The organism is Vibrio salinus, assembly GCF_021272385.1.
Taxonomy (GTDB): domain Bacteria; phylum Pseudomonadota; class Gammaproteobacteria; order Enterobacterales; family Vibrionaceae; genus Vibrio; species Vibrio salinus.
The window spans coordinates 235,715-253,872 of record NZ_JAJSDZ010000007.1; the positions used below are offsets into that span (position 1 = coordinate 235,715).

An 18,158-nucleotide genomic window follows, 5' to 3' on the forward strand; every position below is an offset into this window, starting at 1 on the left:
TTGTATATTGAGGAGAAAAACAGGTGGATGATACCTTACTGCCGAACGTTGTGTCTTTTCTGAAGTCGATTTCGCCTTTTCACTTGCTCCCTGATGATATTCTGGATGTTATTGCTGCTGAAGCTGAAATTTTGTATCTGGCAAAATCTGATTGCCTTCAGACAAATAAAGATCAGCACCACTATCTTTATATCATCCGTTCAGGTGTGATTGAGCAACGCTTGTTGGATGGTAGTCTGCGTTCCCGTCTTGGTGAAAATGATATTTTTGGCTTTAGTTTGCATAATCAGACGGCCGGAGACGAATATCAGGTCAATGCTATTGAAAGCACATTGCTTTACCGTTTTGACTATGTTGCTTTGCTACGAAGTGTTGCCGACTATCCGCTGGTTTCGGAGCAACTGGCGTTGAGTGCGAGTCAAAGGATGAGCTCGACGGTTAGCGTCAAATATTCTCAGGGTGAAAAAGGACTGTTTTTTCAGAAAGTAAAGCAGGTTGCCAGTCAGAATATTGCGATTGCATCTCCGGATATGTCGATTCGGGAGGTGGCGTATTTAATGCGCCATGAAATGGCTTGTTCCTGCTGTGTGATTGTCAATGAGGGTCAGTTGACCGGTATGGTTACGGACAAAGATATGACTAAGAGGGTGGTTGCGGAAGGAATAGATGTCTCGCGTTCTATTATCGATGTGATGACAAAATCGCCTCATACGATTCACTGTGATGCTTTGGTTTTGTCGGCGATGAATATGATGATGCAGTATAAAATGCAGAACATTCCGGTTGTTAATGATAGCAAAAAAGTCATTGGTTTAATTACCCCTCAGCAATTGATTCACAAACACAGTATTCAGGCTATCTTTTTGATTGAAAAAATAACGCGTTGTAAAAGTATTAATCAATTAGAAGCATTATCTGTAGAAAGGCAGGCAATCTTTGAAGCCATGGCGGAAAGTGCGTTGCCTGCTCAGGTTGTCGGGCAGGTGATGAGTATGATTTATGATGCTATTACCCAGCAGTTGCTTCGAATGGCCGAAGATGTGTTTGGTTCTCCTCCCTGCCAGTATGTATGGATTGCTGCAGGCTCTCATGCGAGACATGAGGTTCATCTTGGATCGGATCAGGATAATGCACTGGTACTTGATGATGGTGCGACGGAGTCGGATAAAGTCTATTTCCACCATTTTGCCATGTACGTTTGTAAGGGGCTGGATCAGTGTGGTTATCCTTTGTGTAGCGGACGTTTTATGGCGGCGGTACCCCGCTGGTGCCAAACAGTCAGTATGTGGCAGCAGTATTACCGAAAATGGGCGATGAACCCTGAATATGAAATGTTATTAAATTTGACAGTATTTCTTGATATCAGACCGGTTTATGGGGCAACGGGTTTATTTGAACAACTTGATAAATATCGGTTGCAACAGGTTACGGGAAATCATCATTTAATGGCGGCATTAGTTCGGAATACGCTCCGAACCCGTCCTCCTTTAGGTATTTTTAATCATGTTGTGTTGGAAAAAAATGGGGCTAATGAAAATAAGCTGAACATCAAGCGGGCCGCAATAGGCTGTCTGGTTGATCTTGCCCGGATTTATACGTTGTATGAGGGGGGAGATAAAATGAATACCGAGGACCGTATTCAGTTTGCCCGTGACCGCAATGTCATTAATGAACGTTCAATGCAGGATTTACTGGGATCTTACCGTTTTATTAATCAGCTTCGTTATGCTCATCACCTACAATGCCTCCGTCGTGGTGATGGTATTTCTAATTATCTTGATCCCAATGAATTTGGAAGCTTTGACCGGCAACATATTAAAGATGTTTTCCGGATCATTAATGGGTTTCAGGAGTCAATAAAAATGAAATTCGGATGTTAATATGTGGCCCAGATGTTTTTGTTCGCCAACAACAAAATGGTTTAAATTCAGAGACAATTATCCCCTTGCTGATGTGCCTGATGTGCTGGATAAACTGATGACATTTTCAGAACTGACGCCTAAAGCCAGTCTTAGTGAATTGGACGTGCTGGTTGTTGACTTTGAAACCACGGGCTTTGACCCTGCTCATGATCGTATTCTCAGCATGGGATGGGTGGTGATTGAGCGAGGTATTATCCGATTAAATTCCGCCCGGCATATATTGATAAAAGATGCAGGAGACACATTTTCTGAGGCCGTGAAAGTCCATCAGCTTTTACCTGAAATACTGGATAAAAGAGGTATTTCTTTGTCTTCTGCTTTTAATCAGTTAATAGGAGCAATGGCCGGAAAATTGATACTGGCTCATGGGACGGTTATGGAAGAGCGTTTTTTTAATCAATATATTGAGCAGAATTATCGTCTGTCCCCCCTACCTGTTCCCTGGCTGGATACCATGCAAATCGAAATGGCAAGAAACCGGATACTTAAACGAGCTGCTAATGATAAAGATTGGCGTCTTGGGCCGACAAGGTCACGTTACGGACTGCCTCAATATACTGCTCATAATGCTTTAATTGATGCAATAGCGACCGCAGAGTTGTATCTGGCTCAGATGAAAGTGCTGTTTGGTAATGATCATTACAATTTTGAAATGTTGTATGATTTGTCGAATAAATAAAAAGAGCAGCAATAACCGCTGCTCTTTTCCGGGGGTTATGAAAGGAAGAAACGATAAGCTGGGTTATCGGTTTCATCTTTATAACTATAGCCCAGTTCAACAAGATGTGCCGAGAAACGGGACAGGTCTTCTTCTTCCAGTTCAAAGCCACAGAGAACCCGGCCATAATCCGCACCATGATTACGGTAATTGAACAGACTGATGTTCCAGTGGGTGCCCAGAGTGCTGAGGAATTTCAACAAAGCGCCGGGATATTCTGGAAATTCGAAAGCATATAAGCGTTCTTTCAGTTTTTTCGATGGTTTCCCACCAATCATGTAACGAATATGCTGTTTGGCTATTTCATCGCCGGACAGGTCAATGACCGGGTAGCCTGCTTTGTGTAGATCCTGAATAATTTGAGTCAGCTCTTCTTTTCCGCCCATCAGTCGTAAACCAACGAACAGATTAGCCAGTTGTTCACAGTTGTAACGGTAATTAAACTCGGTGACAGCCCGGTTACCGACAATCTGACAAAAGTCGAAGAATGCGCCTTTTCTTTCCGGAATAGTAACAGCCAGTAAACCTTCCCGTTTTTCACCCAACTCGCACCGCTCGGAGACATAACGCAGTCCATGGAAGTTTGTGTTAGCTCCGGACAGAATCGTTCCCAGTTGTTTTCCTTTCAGTTCATTGAGTTGGGCATATTTTTTCAGCCCGGCCAGCGCTAAAGCGCCGGATGGTTCTGCAATGGCCCGGGTATCCTCAAACAGGTCTTTGACGGCTGAGCAGATTTCGTCACTGGAGACACAGATATGTCCATCTATGAATTTCTGGCAGAGACGGAAAGTTTCATCTCCGATACGTTTAACCGCAACACCGTCGGCAAACATGCTGACCTGATCAAGAACGACCGGTTCTCCGGCATCTAGAGCCGCTTTTAAACAGCAGGAATCTTCCGGTTCAACGGCAATGACCTGAATTTCAGGCATTAGCTGCTTTATCAGTACCGCAACACCCGCAGCAAGACCTCCACCACCGACCGGAACAAAGATGTAATCCAAATGCCCGTTTTGTTGCAGCATTTCCATACCAATTGTTCCCTGACCGGCAATGACCAATGGGTGATCAAAGGGAGGAACAAAGGTATAGTGGTTTTCTTCAGCTAACCTTTCTGCTTCCGCTTTTGCTTCATCAAAATTGGCGCCAAACAGGACTACTTCGCCTCCGAATCCCCGAACCGCATCAACTTTGATAGCAGGAGTTGTTTTTGGCATCACAATCGTTGTTTTGATACCAAGCTTGGTACCTGACAGGGCCATCCCCTGAGCATGGTTACCGGCCGATGCGGCGATAACACCCGCTTTTTTTTGTTCTTCCGTCAGGGAAGAGACCATATTATAAGCCCCCCTTAATTTAAAGGAGTGAACAGGCTGGCGATCTTCCCGTTTAATCTGAACCCGGTTACCTAAGCGTTCTGATAATGTCGGCATATCCTGAAGTGGTGTGACTGTTGCCACTTCGTAGACTGGTGCTCTCAGGATCTGGCGCAGATAATCTGCGCCGGTTTGTATTTTAGAGGTCATGAATCAGCCCTCTAGTTTCGATTTGTCTCTTACGGCGCCTTTGTCAGCACTGGTTGCCATGCTGGCATACGCTTTAAGAGCGAATGACACTTCACGTTGACGACTGACAGGTTTCCAGCCGGCTGCATCTTGTTTGACCCGGCGTTCAGCCAGTTCGTCTTCGGAAACGTTCAGAGTGATTGAACGTCCCGGAATATCGATCGTAACGATATCGCCATTTCTAACCAGACCGATGGTACCACCATTTGCCGCTTCCGGTGATGCGTGACCAATCGACAGGCCGGATGTCCCACCGGAGAAACGGCCATCCGTCAGCAAGGCGCACTCTTTGCCCAGTCCCATTGATTTCAGATAACTGGTCGGATAGAGCATTTCCTGCATGCCCGGCCCCCCTTTCGGGCCTTCATAGCGGATGATCACGACGTCACCGGCTTTGACTTTGCCGTTCAGAATGCCATCAACGGCATCGTCCTGACTTTCATATACCACTGCCGGACCCTCAAACTTCAGAATGCTCGCGTCGACGCCGGCGGTTTTTACAATACAGCCATCTAAAGCAATATTACCGGTCAGCACAGCCAGACCACCATCCTGACTGTAGGCGTTTTCCTTCGAGCGGATACAGCCTTCAGAACGATCATCATCCAGTGTGTCCCAGCGGCAATTTTGCGAAAAGGCTTCAATGGATGGGATACCGGCTGGACCGGCGCGGTAAAAGTCTTTCACGTCTTGCGACTGGGTTTGGATGACATCAAACTGAGCGAGTTGCTCTTTCAGAGAGATACCCAAAACGGTGCGGGTATCGTCATGAACCAATCCGGCCCGGCTGAGTTCGCCCAGAATGCCCATTACCCCACCGGCACGGTGAACATCTTCCATATGATATTTGGGGGTTGACGGTGCGACTTTACACAAGTGAGGAACATGACGGGACAACCGGTCGATATCATCCATGGTGAAGTCCACTTCGCCTTCCTGAGCCGTTGCCAGAAGGTGTAAAACGGTGTTGGTTGATCCGCCCATGGCAATGTCCAGAGTCATGGCATTTTCAAAGGCTTCTTTTGTGGCGATATTGCGGGGCAGGGCGGTTGCATCGTCCTGTTCGTAATACCGTTTGGTGAGCTCCACAATGCGTTTACCGGCATTGATAAACAGTTCTTTACGGTCAGCATGGGTCGCAAGCAGAGAGCCATTCCCCGGCTGAGAAAGCCCCAGCGCTTCGGTCAGGCAGTTCATCGAGTTTGCGGTAAACATACCAGAGCAGGATCCACAGGTCGGGCAGGCGGAACGTTCTACCTGCTGACTCTGTTCGTCAGACACTTTAGGGTCTGCGCCCTGAATCATGGCATCAACAAGGTCAAGCTTAATGATTTGATCCGACAGTTTGGTTTTGCCCGCTTCCATTGGACCGCCGGAAACAAAAATAACCGGGATATTGAGGCGCATTGAGGCCATTAGCATTCCCGGAGTGATTTTGTCGCAGTTAGAAATACACACCATGGCATCCGCGCAGTGAGCGTTGACCATGTACTCAACAGAGTCGGCAATCAGTTCGCGGGAAGGGAGGGAATACAACATCCCCCCATGGCCCATCGCGATACCATCGTCAACGGCAATGGTATTAAATTCTTTGGCGATGCCGCCGGCGGCTTCGATTTCTTTTGCCACCAGCTGACCAAGGTCTTTCAGATGGACGTGACCCGGAACAAACTGAGTAAAGGAGTTTACGACTGCAATAATGGGTTTACCGAAGTCACCTTCTTTGACGCCGGTGGCTCGCCATAATGCACGTGCGCCGGCCATGTTGCGGCCATGCGTTGTGGTTGCCGAACGATATTTAGGCATTGTTCTTTACTCCTTGCTTACTTGTTTTCCGGATTAACATAATCCAGCCAGCCCCATTTATCTTCAGTTTGTCCGCTGAACAAGCCAAAGAAGGTTTCCTGCAGTTTTTTGGTAACAGGTCCGCGTTTGCCGGCACCGACCTCAATACGGTCAACACTGCGTACCGGAACGATTTCCGCTGCGGTACCGGTCATGAACACTTCGTCAGCTAAATACAATGCTTCACGGGAAATGTTGGCTTCTTTGACGGTATAACCCAGATCTTTTGCTAACGTCATGATGGTGTCGCGGGTAATGCCGGGCAGAATCGAATTCGATAGCGGTGGTGTTAACAGCTCACCATTGGAGACAACAAAGATGTTTTCACCGGAACCTTCGGATAAGTAGCCTTCCACACTCAATGCAATACCTTCGTCATAACCGTGACGGCGGGCTTCTCCGCCAACCAGAAGTGATGACAGGTAATTTCCGCCGGCTTTGGCCGCCGTCGGAATGGTGTTTGGTGCTGCCCGGTGCCAGCTGGAAATCATAGCGTCAACACCATTTTCCAGTGCTTCCTCGCCCAGATAGGCACCCCATGGGAATGCAGCAATAATGAGATCCAGTTGAGAGTCAGTTGGAGGGCAAACCCCTAAACCGACATTACCAACAAAGGCTAACGGGCGAATATACGCGTCATTCAGTTTATTGGCTCTTAGTGTTTCCCTGGTTGCTTCCATAATTTCTTCCAGAGAATATGGAATTGGGAATCGGTAAATTTTAGCAGAGTTAATCAGGCGCTGGGCGTGTTCGGTATGACGAAAGACGATAGGACCCTTTGGTGTGTTATAGCAACGTACACCTTCGAATACGGATGTGCCATAGTGTAGAGCATGAGATAATACATGTACGTTTGCTTCGGCCCATGGCACCATTTCGCCATTAAACCATATATAATCTGCTGTTTTTGTTGCCATCAGTTGCCTTCCTTATGCGCAAATTTTTTGCTGTAAATTGTTGTTGGGTAATTCGTTGTTATTGATTTTTGTCACGTCAACAGTACGAATGTCCCATAATTTTTCGATTTGATTGATCAGTGTCGTAATTGGCCGGTCACTGTCCACGATGATTTCCACGCTCGCAATTTTACTCTCGTGGTTTTGGGTTGCGGCTACCTGTTTGATAATAAAACCCCGGTGCCGGACAACACGTAAAACTCGTTCCAGGAGAACCGGTTTATCATCAGCTTTAATGTCGAGAAGATATCTATCCATTACGGTTTCTCCTAGGTGTTTTCTAACATGTCATTATTGGATGCACCAGGTGGTACTAACGGCCAAACGTTTTCTTCTTCGTCGATCATGACCTGAAGAAGATAGGCCGTTTTACTGGCCAGCATTTCTTTTAAGGCGGGCTCAACTTCTTCTTTTTTCGTAATGGTTTTTCCCGGAATTCCAAACGATTGCGCCAGCATGATAAAATCAGGGTTATCATCTAAAATGGTTTCACTATGGCGGCCGTCAAAGAACAGGGATTGCCACTGGCGTACCATGCCTAAACGATGATTGTTCAGAAGAATCATTTTGACCGGAATCTGCCGACGCTTCAGTGTTCCTAGTTCCTGAATGTTCATCATAAAGGAGCCATCGCCGGTGATCAGCACGGATTGATCATCCGGTCGGGCAACGGCGGCACCCATTGCTGCCGGTAAGCCAAATCCCATTGTTCCCAATCCCGCAGAGGTAATATAATTCTGAGGCTCCCGGGGTTGAGTGTGCTGTGCTGCCCACATCTGATGCTGCCCGACATCGGTAGATATGATTGATGTGTCAGGCATCATATCAGAGAGCTGTTTTAAAAGTAATGGGGCATAAATTAGCTCTCCCGGATGGTCATACCGCCATTTAAATCCACTGCGCAGACTTTCGCTGTGATGTAACCATGGTGTAATGTCGTTTGTCAGTTCCAGTTCCGGTAAAATGACATTGATGTCTCCACGAAGGGCCGAATTTACGACGCGAAGTTTGTTGAACTCAGCTGCATCAATGTCGATATGAATGACTTTTGCATGGGGAGCAAACGTATCCAGCTTGCCGGTGACCCGGTCGTCAAAACGGGCACCAACGACGATAAGTAAATCGCATTCCTGTACCACAAGGTTGGCCGCTTTGGTGCCATGCATTCCCAGCATCCCAAGGTAATGAGGATCGTGTCTCTCAACGGTACCAAGCCCTTTTAGCGTGCTGACGGAAGGCATTGGGTTAAGTTTCAGAAATTCTCTGACCGTTTGAGTCGCATGGGCGATTTGCGCACCACCACCGACATAAAGTACAGGACGTTTGCTGTCCCGAATCATTTCTCTGGCTTTATCCAGCTCGCCGGCATCAACCGTCGGAATCGGTGGGGGGGTAAACTTAGGTAACTGCATGACAGGCGTCTCGGCAAGCTGCACGTCTTTCGCAATATCCACAATAACCGGCCCCGGGCGGCCTGTTTTAGCTACTTCAAAGGCTTCAGCCAGTGTCGGGGCCAGGTCATTGATATCGGTAACCAGATAACTGTGTTTAGTACAGGATAAAGACATGCCAATGACGTCCATTTCCTGAAAAGCATCGGTTCCGATTAGAGGACTGGCAACCTGACCGGTAATGGCAACAATAGGCACGGAATCTAAGAATGCATCAGCAAGCCCTGTGACCAGATTGGTTGCGCCCGGTCCTGATGTGGCCATGCATACTGCAACGTCCTGTGTGGCTCTGGCCATACCGATTGCTGCCATGGCGGCACCCTGCTCATGACGGCAGAGGATGTGTTCGACACCGCCATCATAAAGTGCATCATAAATTGGCATGATTGCACCACCCGGATAACCGAAAATGGTTTTAATACCCTGTTGTTTTAAGGCGGCTACGACAAGCTGTGATCCGTTCATCACCACCCTCCCGTGCAGCAAAAGTTCATGCTGCGCAATTGATTATTATTGTGTCTGCACATAGTGTGCTACTCCCATACTTCCCGCTTTGAACTCGTTGAGAGAACTGCGCTTCTTAGTCTTAATATTCTTGAATACAGTAAAAAAAACCCCCGGACTTTTCAGTACGGGGGTTTTTAGAATCTGTTGTTTATTTTACGTCCATAAACCCCCGCGTGGAATCAATAATGACCACGACAATAATGAGGCTAATCAGTGATAGGACGTTTTTAATCATATTACGAATACAGTGTTGTGTTTGATGAATTATTCTTCACCCATAGTGGTATCACATATATCTGTTAGATGACAAGTAAAAACTCATTCTTTTTTCATATTATTGCAAACCGTTTATCAACTATATATGTAAATCAAACTATTAACTGCATTTTTATATTGCATATGAATGTATGAAAATCAGCTGTAAAGGATAGAAATGAGCTTAGCCATCGTACATAGCCGGGCCAGTGTCGGAATAGAGGCGCCGGAGGTCACTGTTGAAGTCTATATTAGCCGGGGGATGCCGGGGTTTAATTTGGTGGGGTTGCCGGAGACGACCGTTAAAGAATCAAGAGACCGGGTGAGAAGTGCCATTATTCATTCCGGTTTTGAATTTCCTTCCAAAAGAATTACCGTAAATCTGGCTCCGGCTGATTTACCTAAAGAAGGTGGTCGGTTTGATTTGCCGATTGCGCTAGGAATTCTGGCCGCGTCAGACCAAATACCGGAAGAAGTATTAAAGCAGTATGAGTTTGTCGGTGAACTGGCGTTATCTGGTGAACTTCGGCCAGTAAAGGGCGTGATCCCTGCGGCATTGTCAGCAAAGAGAGCGTCCCGTAGCCTTGTTGTGCCAAATGATAATGGAGATCAGGCTGCATTGGTTGCTCCGGATGTACATAAATCGGCGGATTCGTTACTGCAGGTTTGTCAGGCTCTATTCGGAGAGCATCAACTGGGTCTGAAAAGGGAGAGAGCCACTATCTCACCGAACAATCAGGAGCGGGATTTAAGAGACATTATCGGGCAACAGCAGGGTAAGCGGGCATTGGAAATTGCAGCGGCAGGTGGACACAATGTGCTTTTCCTCGGACCTCCGGGAACAGGTAAAACCATGCTGGCTTCCCGTTTGTGCGATTTATTACCTGAAATGAGCGATGGAGAAGCGATGGAAACGGCTGCTGTTGCGTCTTTAGTGCAGCAGCAGGATATTAATCAGCACAACTGGAAAATCCGGCCTTTCCGGGCACCACACCATTCAAGTTCAATGGCAGCATTGGTTGGAGGCGGATCGATTCCGCGGCCCGGGGAGATATCTCTTGCGCATAATGGCCTTCTTTTTCTGGATGAAATGCCGGAATTTGAAAGAAAAGTATTAGATTCACTGAGAGAGCCTCTGGAGTCGGGAGAAATCATTATCTCCCGCGCTCAGGGGAAGACCCGTTTCCCTGCCCGGTTTCAGTTAGTGGGGGCACTCAATCCAAGTCCGACTGGATATTATGAAGGAGGTCAGACCCGGACAAATCCACAGTTAATTCTGCGTTATCTTGGGCGGTTATCCGGACCTTTGTTGGATCGTTTTGATATGTCGGTTGAGATTCCTGCGTTACCTAAAGGAACGTTATCTCAGGGAGGCGATCGGGGCGAGTCAACCGTTATGGTTAAAGAAAGAGTACTTTCGGCCCGATCTCGTATGTTAGAAAGAGGAAATAAAATTAATGCAATGCTGGGAAGTCGTGAAATTGAGAAATATTGTCCCCTTCATCCTGAGGATGCTGAGTTTCTTGAGAATGCATTACACACTTTGGGATTATCTATCCGGGCTTACCACCGGTTGATCAAGGTCGCTCGGACAATAGCTGACCTGGATGGAGAAGAACAAATTGTCAGATGTCATTTGGCAGAAGCATTAGGGTATCGTGCAATGGATAGACTCCTGCGGGATGTGAGTGCACAGGTGATATAAGGCAAAGAATGTACAAGTCTGTTATGTTATTTCGGGCTCATATTTGTATAATGCCCGCCAGTCTTAGTTGTTCGGAATGCTGATTTTTTACTATGGTGGGTTATTTTTTACTGATTATTAATGTACTGCTTGTGTTATTGAATACAGCAGTTTGTTCTTTGTTTATATGTCTATGCGCATTATTTAAAGCTCTGATTCCAATTGCGTTCTCTCAGGATTATGCCACCCGGGCTGCGAATTATTTTATGTGGGTCTGGGCCACGGTTAATCTGGGAATTCTTACGCTCTCCAACCGGGTTAAGTGGGATATTCGGGGCGGTGAAACATTGCAACGACAAGGCTGGTATTTGATGATCAGTAACCACATCAGTTGGACTGATATTGTTGTGCTATGTTGTGTTTTTAAAAATAAAATACCTATGCCGAAATTTTTTTTGAAGCAGCAATTATTGTATGTTCCGTTTGTCGGGATGGGATGTTGGGCTCTGGACATGCCGTTCATGCGACGCTATTCCAGAGAGTATTTACTCCGGCATCCGGAAAAAAGAGGGCAGGATTTAGAAACGACCCGACGTTCCTGTGCCAAATTTAAAACGCATCCGACAACTGTGGTGAATTATGTTGAGGGTACCCGCTTTACTCCGGAAAAAAGAAAGAAAGGTAAATCTCCGTATCAACACCTCCTTTCGCCTAAATCCGGAGGCATTGCATACACGCTGGCAGCCATGGGAGAGCAGTTTGATAACGTGCTCGATGTGACGTTGGCTTACCCAGATAATCAGGAAAATCCGTTTAAAGATTTGTTGATGGGACGCATGAAACGCATTGTTGTAAATATTCGTGAATTACCGGTTGATGAGCAGGTGACCGGAGATTATTTCAATGATAAACCTTATAAACGCCAGTTTCAGAAATGGCTCGGTGACGTCTGGCGGGAAAAAGACGAATTTTTAGCAGATGTTTATCAGGATAAGTAAAAAAAGAGGAGTGTTTCTGCTCCTCTTTTTATTACTTGTTTTTTATGGTTATTTTTTTAATAAATATTCAACTAACTCAGTATATATTTGGAAAAAACTATCAACGCTGGTCATATTTCTATTGGGTTTTAATGTTATTAGATACTTATTATTTACAACCACTGAAGGCACGCCTCTCAGTCCACTATCCATAAAGTCTTTATCAAATTTACGAGCCATCGAATCAACCGCAAAACTATTGAATGCATCATTAAAATCTTCAGTACTGACACCATGAGCGGTAAAAATTTGTTTCAGTTCTTCAATATCAAGTGGTGGCTCACGTTTTACTTGAATTTGATTAAACATTGCCGGAATCAGTTTGTCTTCCACATTCAGAGATACCATGGTCGCGTAAGCTTTGGTCATATTCTCTCCCATGTCGCCACCCAAAAAGGATACATGGCTTCTAGTAAATATTGCTTTTCCTAAAAAATGTTGTTTCAGTTGTTCAATATAGTGTTCAAACTGAAAGCAGTGTGGGCAATAGAAAGAGAAAAACTCATTAACAACAGGTTGTTCTGAATGAGGTCGATCTAAGACTTTATAATCGACGCCTTCTTTAAATGTCGTTGCCTGGGCTGACAGGCTGATTAAAATCGTTGCAAAAAGTGCAAACAGTTTTTTCATTATAAACTCCATGTTTATTTTCTCTGATCGGATATCAGGGTATCAGAGTCAGAGTTGGTTCGTTTAGAGCGGCCAGCTGCTCTTTTATTGCCAGAACTTGTCCTTCCCAGTATTTTGGATCATTGAACCAGGGAAATGCGGCTGGAAAAGCGGGATCATGCCAACGTTTCGCTAACCAGGACATATAATGCACCATTCGTAGACCGCGTAAAGGCTCAATAAGTTTCAATTCTGAGTGATTAAAATTGCAAAATTCCTGATAACCTTCCAGTAAGACGTCGAGCTGAGCCAGCTTTTCATGCCGTTCACCACTTAGTAGCATCCATAAGTCCTGAATTGCCGGACCGGTTCTGGAATCATCAAAATCGACAAATATGGGCTCATCCCGCCATAAAATATTGCCAGGATGGCAGTCTCCGTGTAAGCGGATGGGCTGCCAGTCAGAGTTCCAGTTCGATTCAATTCTTTGAATGAGCAGATTCAGATCATTAAAAAAGCTGTTTTCCAGATGAGGAGGGATAAACTCAGAGGATTGCAGGATACTTCTGGCATCATAAAGGTATTCTTGTAATCCTACAGTCGGTCTGTGACTAAACGGTTTACTCATTCCTACCTGATGAATGCGGCCAAGATATCGTCCAACCCATTCCAGATGATCAAAATTATCGACTTCGAACTGGCGTCCTCCCATACTTGGAAAGACAGCAAATAAGAAATGTTCATACTGGTGTAATGTCTGACCGTTAATAGATAATGGAGATACAACCGGAATTTCCTGATCTGCTAGTTCCTGGGTGAATGTGTGTTCTTCGATTATTTGCTCCCGGCTCCATCTTTGGGGCCGGTAAAACTTAGTCACAAAGCGCCGGTTTTCCTCATCCGTGAACTGATAAACGCGGTTTTCATAGCTGTTTAATGCCAGAAAGCCCGATTCAGCGCGAATTCCGATGCTTTCCAGCGCAAACCATAACAGATCTGGTGTTAAGCTATCAAAATGAAAACTGGATTGTGTCATAGTATGTCCTAATGATGAATCATTACGATTATTTGATGATTCCACGGGCTTTAAGAATGGCGGTTTTAAAATCTTCTTCGTAGTCTTTTTTGATCCCCGGAATGACGTCGTCTTTTGCACTGTTGCGCATTTTCAGATGATAGATCAATACGTCATCTGTCAGTTCTTCCAGCGGGCCTTCAAAACCGGCTTCATTTGATAATTTAAGCAGAAACTGAATTAAATTGAGCTCTGAGTCTTTTTGCCACTCTGGCTCAAGAAGTTCAATAAGCTCTTCGATTCGATGGCAGTTCATTACTTTCTCCGTATTTTTATAATGATTTTTATTAAACCTATCAAAATGCGAAGTGAATACCAATGAATTTATGAAGGGGAAAATAGAAAAAGCGCAGTGAAAGTGGACTGCGCTTTCGGGATTTATTTATGCTGCATCAGTTTGTTTGGTTGAATCCAACGTCGATTGTGGATGTTTTTCAACTGGACTTTCTGCTACTGCTGGTCTTTTGTGTTGCATTTGTGTTGCATAGCTGCAACGACGGCGTGAAGCACTCCCGTGGGTGTGCGAACATTTGGCTGCTGTTGGGTGCATTACTATCTTCTTTTGCCTAACGGTCAGACAAGTCCTTTGCCAAAAAAATGACCTAGAATAACTATTGAGTCACTCTTAAAAAAAGGTGCACCTCATGCTGGCAAATGCCGTTCCAAATAATCATCCAGGGCTAGAGTACAATTGCATACTCACAGTGGCTAGAATACCATCAATATATACAGAAATCGATAGAAAACCGATCAATTCATGAGAGAATTTTTTAAATCTGACCGTTACGTAATTGAGTTTATCTTATAAACCTGTTTAGTATGAGCTAAGTCTACCAAGGAGGTGTTTATGTCTTTTATCAAGAAAACGCTTGCAACGTTTGGAATCGGCTCGGCCAGAGTTGATTCCGTATTACAACAGGATGTTCTTTATCCCGGGGATAAACTCAATATTGTTGTTCATGTGTATGGTGGCTCAACAGTACAAGCGATTGATAACATCGAAATGCAGCTTTGTTGTCGGTATGTCGATGAAGAACCCCTTCCGAATAAAGACAGGGATAGCGGTCATCGCCGTAAAGTCCACAAAACGTATGCGTTGGCAAAATGGTCGTTGCCCTATGCATTTAGCCTTGAACCCGGAGAAACCCGGGACTTTGATGTTGAGTTTGATTTGCCGCCAAACATGCCGGTAACCGTCGGTGATACGAAAGTTTGGCTTGAAACCGGTCTGGATATTGAGATGGCGGTTGATCCAACGGATAAAGATAGCCTGACGGTGAGACCAGAGCCATTATTGGATGCTGTTTTTTCTGCTTTTGAAGAGCAGGGGTTGCGATTGAGGCAGGTTGAATGTGAAGCGGCAAAAGGGTTTTCTTTACCTTTTGTTCAGGAATTTGAATTTGTTCCGACAACCGGTCCTTTTCATGGGCGTTGGCGTGAACTGGAGATCATAGCCTATCGGGACGAAGAAGCACTGAAACTCTGGTTTGAAATTGATCGGGCAATGAAAGGTATGAGTGGTATGTTGGTTAGCTTATTGGGGAAAGGTGATTTAAAACGTTATCTGGAGATCCCAATATCGACTGCTATTGAAGATGTAGGCCCTATGGTTCTGGAATACCTTGAACAAGCATCTTAATGAAGATAAAACGCCGGTGGGTTCCTGTGGCCACAGACGTTTGGGGTTATCCTTTCCAGAATGCCGGGAAGAAGAGAACCAGAATGGTCAGAATTTCCAGTCTTCCCATTAACATACCGAAGCTTAAGATCCATTTTGCGGCCGATGGAAGAGGTTCAAAATTGCCTGTTGGGCCAATGACATTTCCCATTCCTGGTCCGACATTTGATACGGCGGTAATTGCTCCGGATATACTGGTCATAGGATCGAGTCCCATCGCACTGAGAGCGCCGGCAATCACAATGATGGTGATAAAGAAGGTAATACCGAACGCGACGACGGAACTGATGATATCGTCATTTAACGGCCTTTGATTGTAGCGGTGGACAAAAATACCATTCGGATGAATCAGTTTCATGATCTGCTTATTCAGCAAGGTAATGGCGACCTGAAAACGGAATATTTTGATTCCTCCTGCCGTTGAACCTGAACAGGCTCCGACCAGCATAACAAAGGCAAAAATAACCGTTGGCAGCGCTCCCCATGCGGTAAAGTCATCCAAGCCAAATCCGGTTGTCGTGATTACGGAAACGATGTTAAACATCGAAACCCGGATGGCATCTAAAGCCTCATAGCCGTTATGAAAGTGTAGCCAGATGGCAATCACGCCACTGGTACTGATGAAAATAAAGAAAAATCCTCTGACCTGCGCATCCATATAAAGTTCTTTTGCCCGGTGCTTCCGAATCGCGCTGACAAATAGCAAAAAAGGCAGCCCACCTAAGAACATGAAAACAATGGCAACCCAGTGAGCGCCGTTGGAAAAGTGATTCATTGATCCATCAGATGTTGAATAACCGCCGGTCGAAAGAGTTGTAAAGGAGTGATTGATAGCCTCAAATGGGGTCATACCTGTGAGAATATAGCCAATACAGCATAACAGAGTCAGCACCAGATAGACGGTGACAATGTTCTTAGCCACCGTTTTTGCTCTGGGACTGGTTTTATCGGACCAGTCTGATGATTCGGTCTGGAACAGTTTCATCCCACCCACGTTTAGCATCGGCAATATTGCCACGGCCATTACGATGAATCCGACACCGCCCAGCCACTGTAGTATTGAGCGCCAGAGTAGGATACTGGGTGCCATGTTATCCAGTCCGCTCAGCACCGTTGACCCTGTTGTTGTGATGCCGGACATGGTTTCGAAATACGCATCTGTGAAGCTGATGTGATTAATAAAAACAAATGGCAGTGCAGCAAAGATACTGGCGACGCTCCATACCAGACTGGTCAGCAGAAACATATCGCGTACATTTAACTTAAAATGAGCTGTGCGGCCCAGAGAGAGCAAAATAAATGAAGTGATATGAGTAATTATGACGGCTTTGGAAAAATCTAAAAAACCAGGCGTACCAGAGAAGAACGAAACAAACGTCGGGACATACATAAACAGGGCCAGTTTTGATAAAACTAACCCCAATACAAATAAAATAGGTTTGAAATTCAACATAACAACAGAGGCAACTATAAAAAGAACGGGCTCGGTTGAAATAGCGCTTCAACGTCAGGCACATATTTTTTATTGACCAGGAACATCACCACATGATCGTCCTGAGCGATGACCGTCTTGTCGTGCGCAATGATGACTTCATCTCCACGAACGATGGCCCCAATGGTGGTACCTGGAGGGAGCTTCATTTCGCCAACGGAGCGGCCAACGACTTTTGATGTGCTTTCATCCCCGTGTGCGATGGCTTCAATGGCTTCGGCTGCTCCTCGGCGTAGTGAGGAAACATTGACAATATCAGCGCGTCGGACGTGAGTTAGCAGCTCAGATATTGTGGCTTGCTGAGGTGAAATCGCCACATCAATAACACCTCCCTGAACTAAATCAACATAAGCGCTGCGCTGAATCAACACCATGGCTTTTTTGGCGCCCAGCTGTTTTGCCAGCATTGCCGACATAATGTTGGTTTCATCTTCATTGGTTAAGGAGATGAAAACATCAATTTGCTCGATGTTTTCCTCAGTCAGTAATTCCTGATCAGCGGCATCTCCGCAGAAAACGATAGTATTTTCCAGTTCTTCAGAAAGTTGCTCGGCTCGTTGATAATTCCGCTCAATCAATTTAACGCTGTAGGTATGCTCCAGGCGCTTTGCGAGACTGGCACCAATGTTCCCCCCCCCAACAATCATTATGCGCCGGTAAGGTTTTTCAAGGCGTTGCAGTTCACTCATAATTGAGCGGATATGGTGGCTTGCTGCAACAAAAAAAACTTCGTCATCAGCTTCAATAATCGTACTGCCCTGAGGCCGGATTGGCCTGCCCTGACGGAAAATAGCGGCAACCCGGGTATCGATATGAGGCATATGTTCACTGAGTGTAGCGAGGGCATTCCCGACTAACGGCCCTCCGTAGTAGGCTTTTACAGCCACTAAGCTGACTTTTTCATCAGCAAAGCTCACCACTTGTAAAGCCCCGGGATACTGAACTAAACGTTCAATATAGCTGGTGACCAGTTCTTCCGGAGCAATCAAATGATCGACAGGGACAGAACCGGTCTGAAAAAGTGCTTCTTTTTCTGTCAGATATTGTGATGATCGGATTCTGGCAACACGGTTCGGTGTATTGAAAAGAGTATAAGCAACCTGACATGCTGCCATATTGGTCTCATCGGTATTGGTGACGGCAACCAACATGTCCGCATCTTGTGCTCCGGCTTCTCTGAGAACATCCGGATGGCTTGCATGACCGGTGACAACACGTAAATCATATTTATCCTGAAGCTCTCTCAGGCGATCACTGCTCTTGTCAACGATGGTGATATCATTATTTTCACCAACAAGGTTTTCTGCTAGGGTGCCACCAACCTGACCCGCCCCAAGAATGATGATTTTCATATTCTTTTCTCT

15 protein-coding genes are annotated in these 18,158 nt (G+C 45.6%); 5 read left to right on the top strand and 10 right to left on the bottom strand.

What is annotated here, in order from left to right; all coding sequences use genetic code 11:
- The first annotated feature begins 23 nt into the window (after positions 1-23).
- Positions 24-1,880, top strand: coding sequence for a DUF294 nucleotidyltransferase-like domain-containing protein (locus tag LRQ06_RS06920; RefSeq protein WP_232765674.1), 1,857 nt, complete (start codon positions 24-26; stop codon positions 1,878-1,880).
- A gap of 1 nt (position 1,881) precedes the next feature.
- Positions 1,882-2,601 (top strand): 3'-5' exonuclease, encoded by a 720-nt coding sequence (locus LRQ06_RS06925; protein ID WP_232765675.1) that lies wholly within the window; start codon positions 1,882-1,884, stop codon positions 2,599-2,601.
- A gap of 35 nt (positions 2,602-2,636) precedes the next feature.
- Here the strand turns inward: LRQ06_RS06925 and ilvA are convergent, their stop codons facing one another.
- The 5 genes from ilvA to ilvG are packed head-to-tail and all read right to left on the bottom strand — an operon-like array spanning position 2,637 to position 8,922.
- Positions 2,637-4,166 (bottom strand): threonine ammonia-lyase, biosynthetic, encoded by a 1,530-nt coding sequence (gene ilvA / locus LRQ06_RS06930; RefSeq protein WP_232765676.1) that lies wholly within the window; start codon positions 4,164-4,166, stop codon positions 2,637-2,639.
- A gap of 3 nt (positions 4,167-4,169) precedes the next feature.
- Complete coding sequence (gene ilvD / locus LRQ06_RS06935) at positions 4,170-6,011, bottom strand: dihydroxy-acid dehydratase (protein ID WP_232765677.1); 1,842 nt, start codon at positions 6,009-6,011, stop codon at positions 4,170-4,172.
- Positions 6,012-6,028: 17 nt separating this feature from the next.
- Positions 6,029-6,967 carry a branched-chain amino acid transaminase gene (locus LRQ06_RS06940; RefSeq protein WP_232765678.1) on the bottom strand — a complete coding sequence of 313 codons (939 nt, stop codon included), beginning with the start codon at positions 6,965-6,967 and terminating at the stop codon, positions 6,029-6,031.
- A gap of 12 nt (positions 6,968-6,979) precedes the next feature.
- Entirely contained in the window at positions 6,980-7,264 is a 285-nt protein-coding gene (gene ilvM / locus LRQ06_RS06945; RefSeq protein ID WP_232765679.1) for an acetolactate synthase 2 small subunit, read from the bottom strand.
- 11 nt (positions 7,265-7,275) lie between these two features.
- Positions 7,276-8,922, bottom strand: coding sequence for an acetolactate synthase 2 catalytic subunit (gene ilvG, locus LRQ06_RS06950; protein WP_232765680.1), 1,647 nt, complete (start codon positions 8,920-8,922; stop codon positions 7,276-7,278).
- 475 nt (positions 8,923-9,397) lie between these two features.
- Here ilvG and LRQ06_RS06955 point away from each other — a divergent pair, with 475 nt between their 5' ends.
- Together LRQ06_RS06955 and yihG are read left to right on the top strand one after the other, a co-directional pair.
- Positions 9,398-10,924 (top strand): YifB family Mg chelatase-like AAA ATPase, encoded by a 1,527-nt coding sequence (locus LRQ06_RS06955; RefSeq protein ID WP_232765681.1) that lies wholly within the window; start codon positions 9,398-9,400, stop codon positions 10,922-10,924.
- 92 nt (positions 10,925-11,016) lie between these two features.
- The gene (gene yihG / locus LRQ06_RS06960) at positions 11,017-11,901 is read left to right on the top strand and encodes a 1-acylglycerol-3-phosphate O-acyltransferase, YihG family (protein WP_232765682.1); all 885 of its coding nucleotides are present in this window, start codon (positions 11,017-11,019) and stop codon (positions 11,899-11,901) included.
- 48 nt (positions 11,902-11,949) lie between these two features.
- Here the strand turns inward: yihG and LRQ06_RS06965 are convergent, their stop codons facing one another.
- From LRQ06_RS06965 to LRQ06_RS06975, 3 genes are read right to left on the bottom strand one after another with little or no spacing between them, the layout of a single operon-like run.
- The gene (locus tag LRQ06_RS06965) at positions 11,950-12,570 is read right to left on the bottom strand and encodes a thiol:disulfide interchange protein DsbA/DsbL (RefSeq protein ID WP_232765683.1); all 621 of its coding nucleotides are present in this window, start codon (positions 12,568-12,570) and stop codon (positions 11,950-11,952) included.
- A 34-nt stretch (positions 12,571-12,604) separates the two neighbouring features.
- Positions 12,605-13,585 carry a serine/threonine protein kinase gene (locus tag LRQ06_RS06970; protein WP_232765684.1) on the bottom strand — a complete coding sequence of 327 codons (981 nt, stop codon included), beginning with the start codon at positions 13,583-13,585 and terminating at the stop codon, positions 12,605-12,607.
- A 28-nt stretch (positions 13,586-13,613) separates the two neighbouring features.
- Positions 13,614-13,880, bottom strand: coding sequence for a YihD family protein (locus LRQ06_RS06975; RefSeq protein WP_232765685.1), 267 nt, complete (start codon positions 13,878-13,880; stop codon positions 13,614-13,616).
- Between the two features lie 591 nt (positions 13,881-14,471).
- Between LRQ06_RS06975 and LRQ06_RS06980 the strand changes: the two genes are divergently transcribed.
- On the top strand, positions 14,472-15,263 hold the full coding sequence (locus LRQ06_RS06980; protein ID WP_232765686.1) for a sporulation protein: 792 nt from the start codon (positions 14,472-14,474) through the stop codon (positions 15,261-15,263).
- A 46-nt stretch (positions 15,264-15,309) separates the two neighbouring features.
- Here the strand turns inward: LRQ06_RS06980 and LRQ06_RS06985 are convergent, their stop codons facing one another.
- Positions 15,310-16,755, bottom strand: coding sequence for a TrkH family potassium uptake protein (locus LRQ06_RS06985; protein WP_232765687.1), 1,446 nt, complete (start codon positions 16,753-16,755; stop codon positions 15,310-15,312).
- A gap of 14 nt (positions 16,756-16,769) precedes the next feature.
- Positions 16,770-18,146 (bottom strand): Trk system potassium transporter TrkA, encoded by a 1,377-nt coding sequence (gene trkA / locus LRQ06_RS06990; RefSeq protein WP_232765688.1) that lies wholly within the window; start codon positions 18,144-18,146, stop codon positions 16,770-16,772.
- Between the last annotated feature and the right edge of the window lie 12 nt (positions 18,147-18,158).

Bases quoted from the DNA above. Each gene is read 5' to 3' on its own strand.
- LRQ06_RS06925 (WP_232765675.1), top strand. From the start codon at position 1,882: ATGTGGCCCAGATGTTTTTGTTCGCCAACAACAAAATGGTTTAAATTC.
- ilvA (WP_232765676.1), bottom strand. From the start codon at position 4,166: ATGACCTCTAAAATACAAACCGGCGCAGATTATCTGCGCCAGATCCTG.
- ilvD (WP_232765677.1), bottom strand. From the start codon at position 6,011: ATGCCTAAATATCGTTCGGCAACCACAACGCATGGCCGCAACATGGCC.
- LRQ06_RS06940 (WP_232765678.1), bottom strand. From the start codon at position 6,967: ATGGCAACAAAAACAGCAGATTATATATGGTTTAATGGCGAAATGGTG.
- ilvM (WP_232765679.1), bottom strand. From the start codon at position 7,264: ATGGATAGATATCTTCTCGACATTAAAGCTGATGATAAACCGGTTCTC.
- ilvG (WP_232765680.1), bottom strand. From the start codon at position 8,922: ATGAACGGATCACAGCTTGTCGTAGCCGCCTTAAAACAACAGGGTATT.
- LRQ06_RS06955 (WP_232765681.1), top strand. From the start codon at position 9,398: ATGAGCTTAGCCATCGTACATAGCCGGGCCAGTGTCGGAATAGAGGCG.
- yihG (WP_232765682.1), top strand. From the start codon at position 11,017: ATGGTGGGTTATTTTTTACTGATTATTAATGTACTGCTTGTGTTATTG.
- LRQ06_RS06965 (WP_232765683.1), bottom strand. From the start codon at position 12,570: ATGAAAAAACTGTTTGCACTTTTTGCAACGATTTTAATCAGCCTGTCA.
- LRQ06_RS06970 (WP_232765684.1), bottom strand. From the start codon at position 13,585: ATGACACAATCCAGTTTTCATTTTGATAGCTTAACACCAGATCTGTTA.
- LRQ06_RS06975 (WP_232765685.1), bottom strand. From the start codon at position 13,880: ATGAACTGCCATCGAATCGAAGAGCTTATTGAACTTCTTGAGCCAGAG.
- LRQ06_RS06980 (WP_232765686.1), top strand. From the start codon at position 14,472: ATGTCTTTTATCAAGAAAACGCTTGCAACGTTTGGAATCGGCTCGGCC.
- LRQ06_RS06985 (WP_232765687.1), bottom strand. From the start codon at position 16,755: ATGTTGAATTTCAAACCTATTTTATTTGTATTGGGGTTAGTTTTATCA.
- trkA (WP_232765688.1), bottom strand. From the start codon at position 18,146: ATGAAAATCATCATTCTTGGGGCGGGTCAGGTTGGTGGCACCCTAGCA.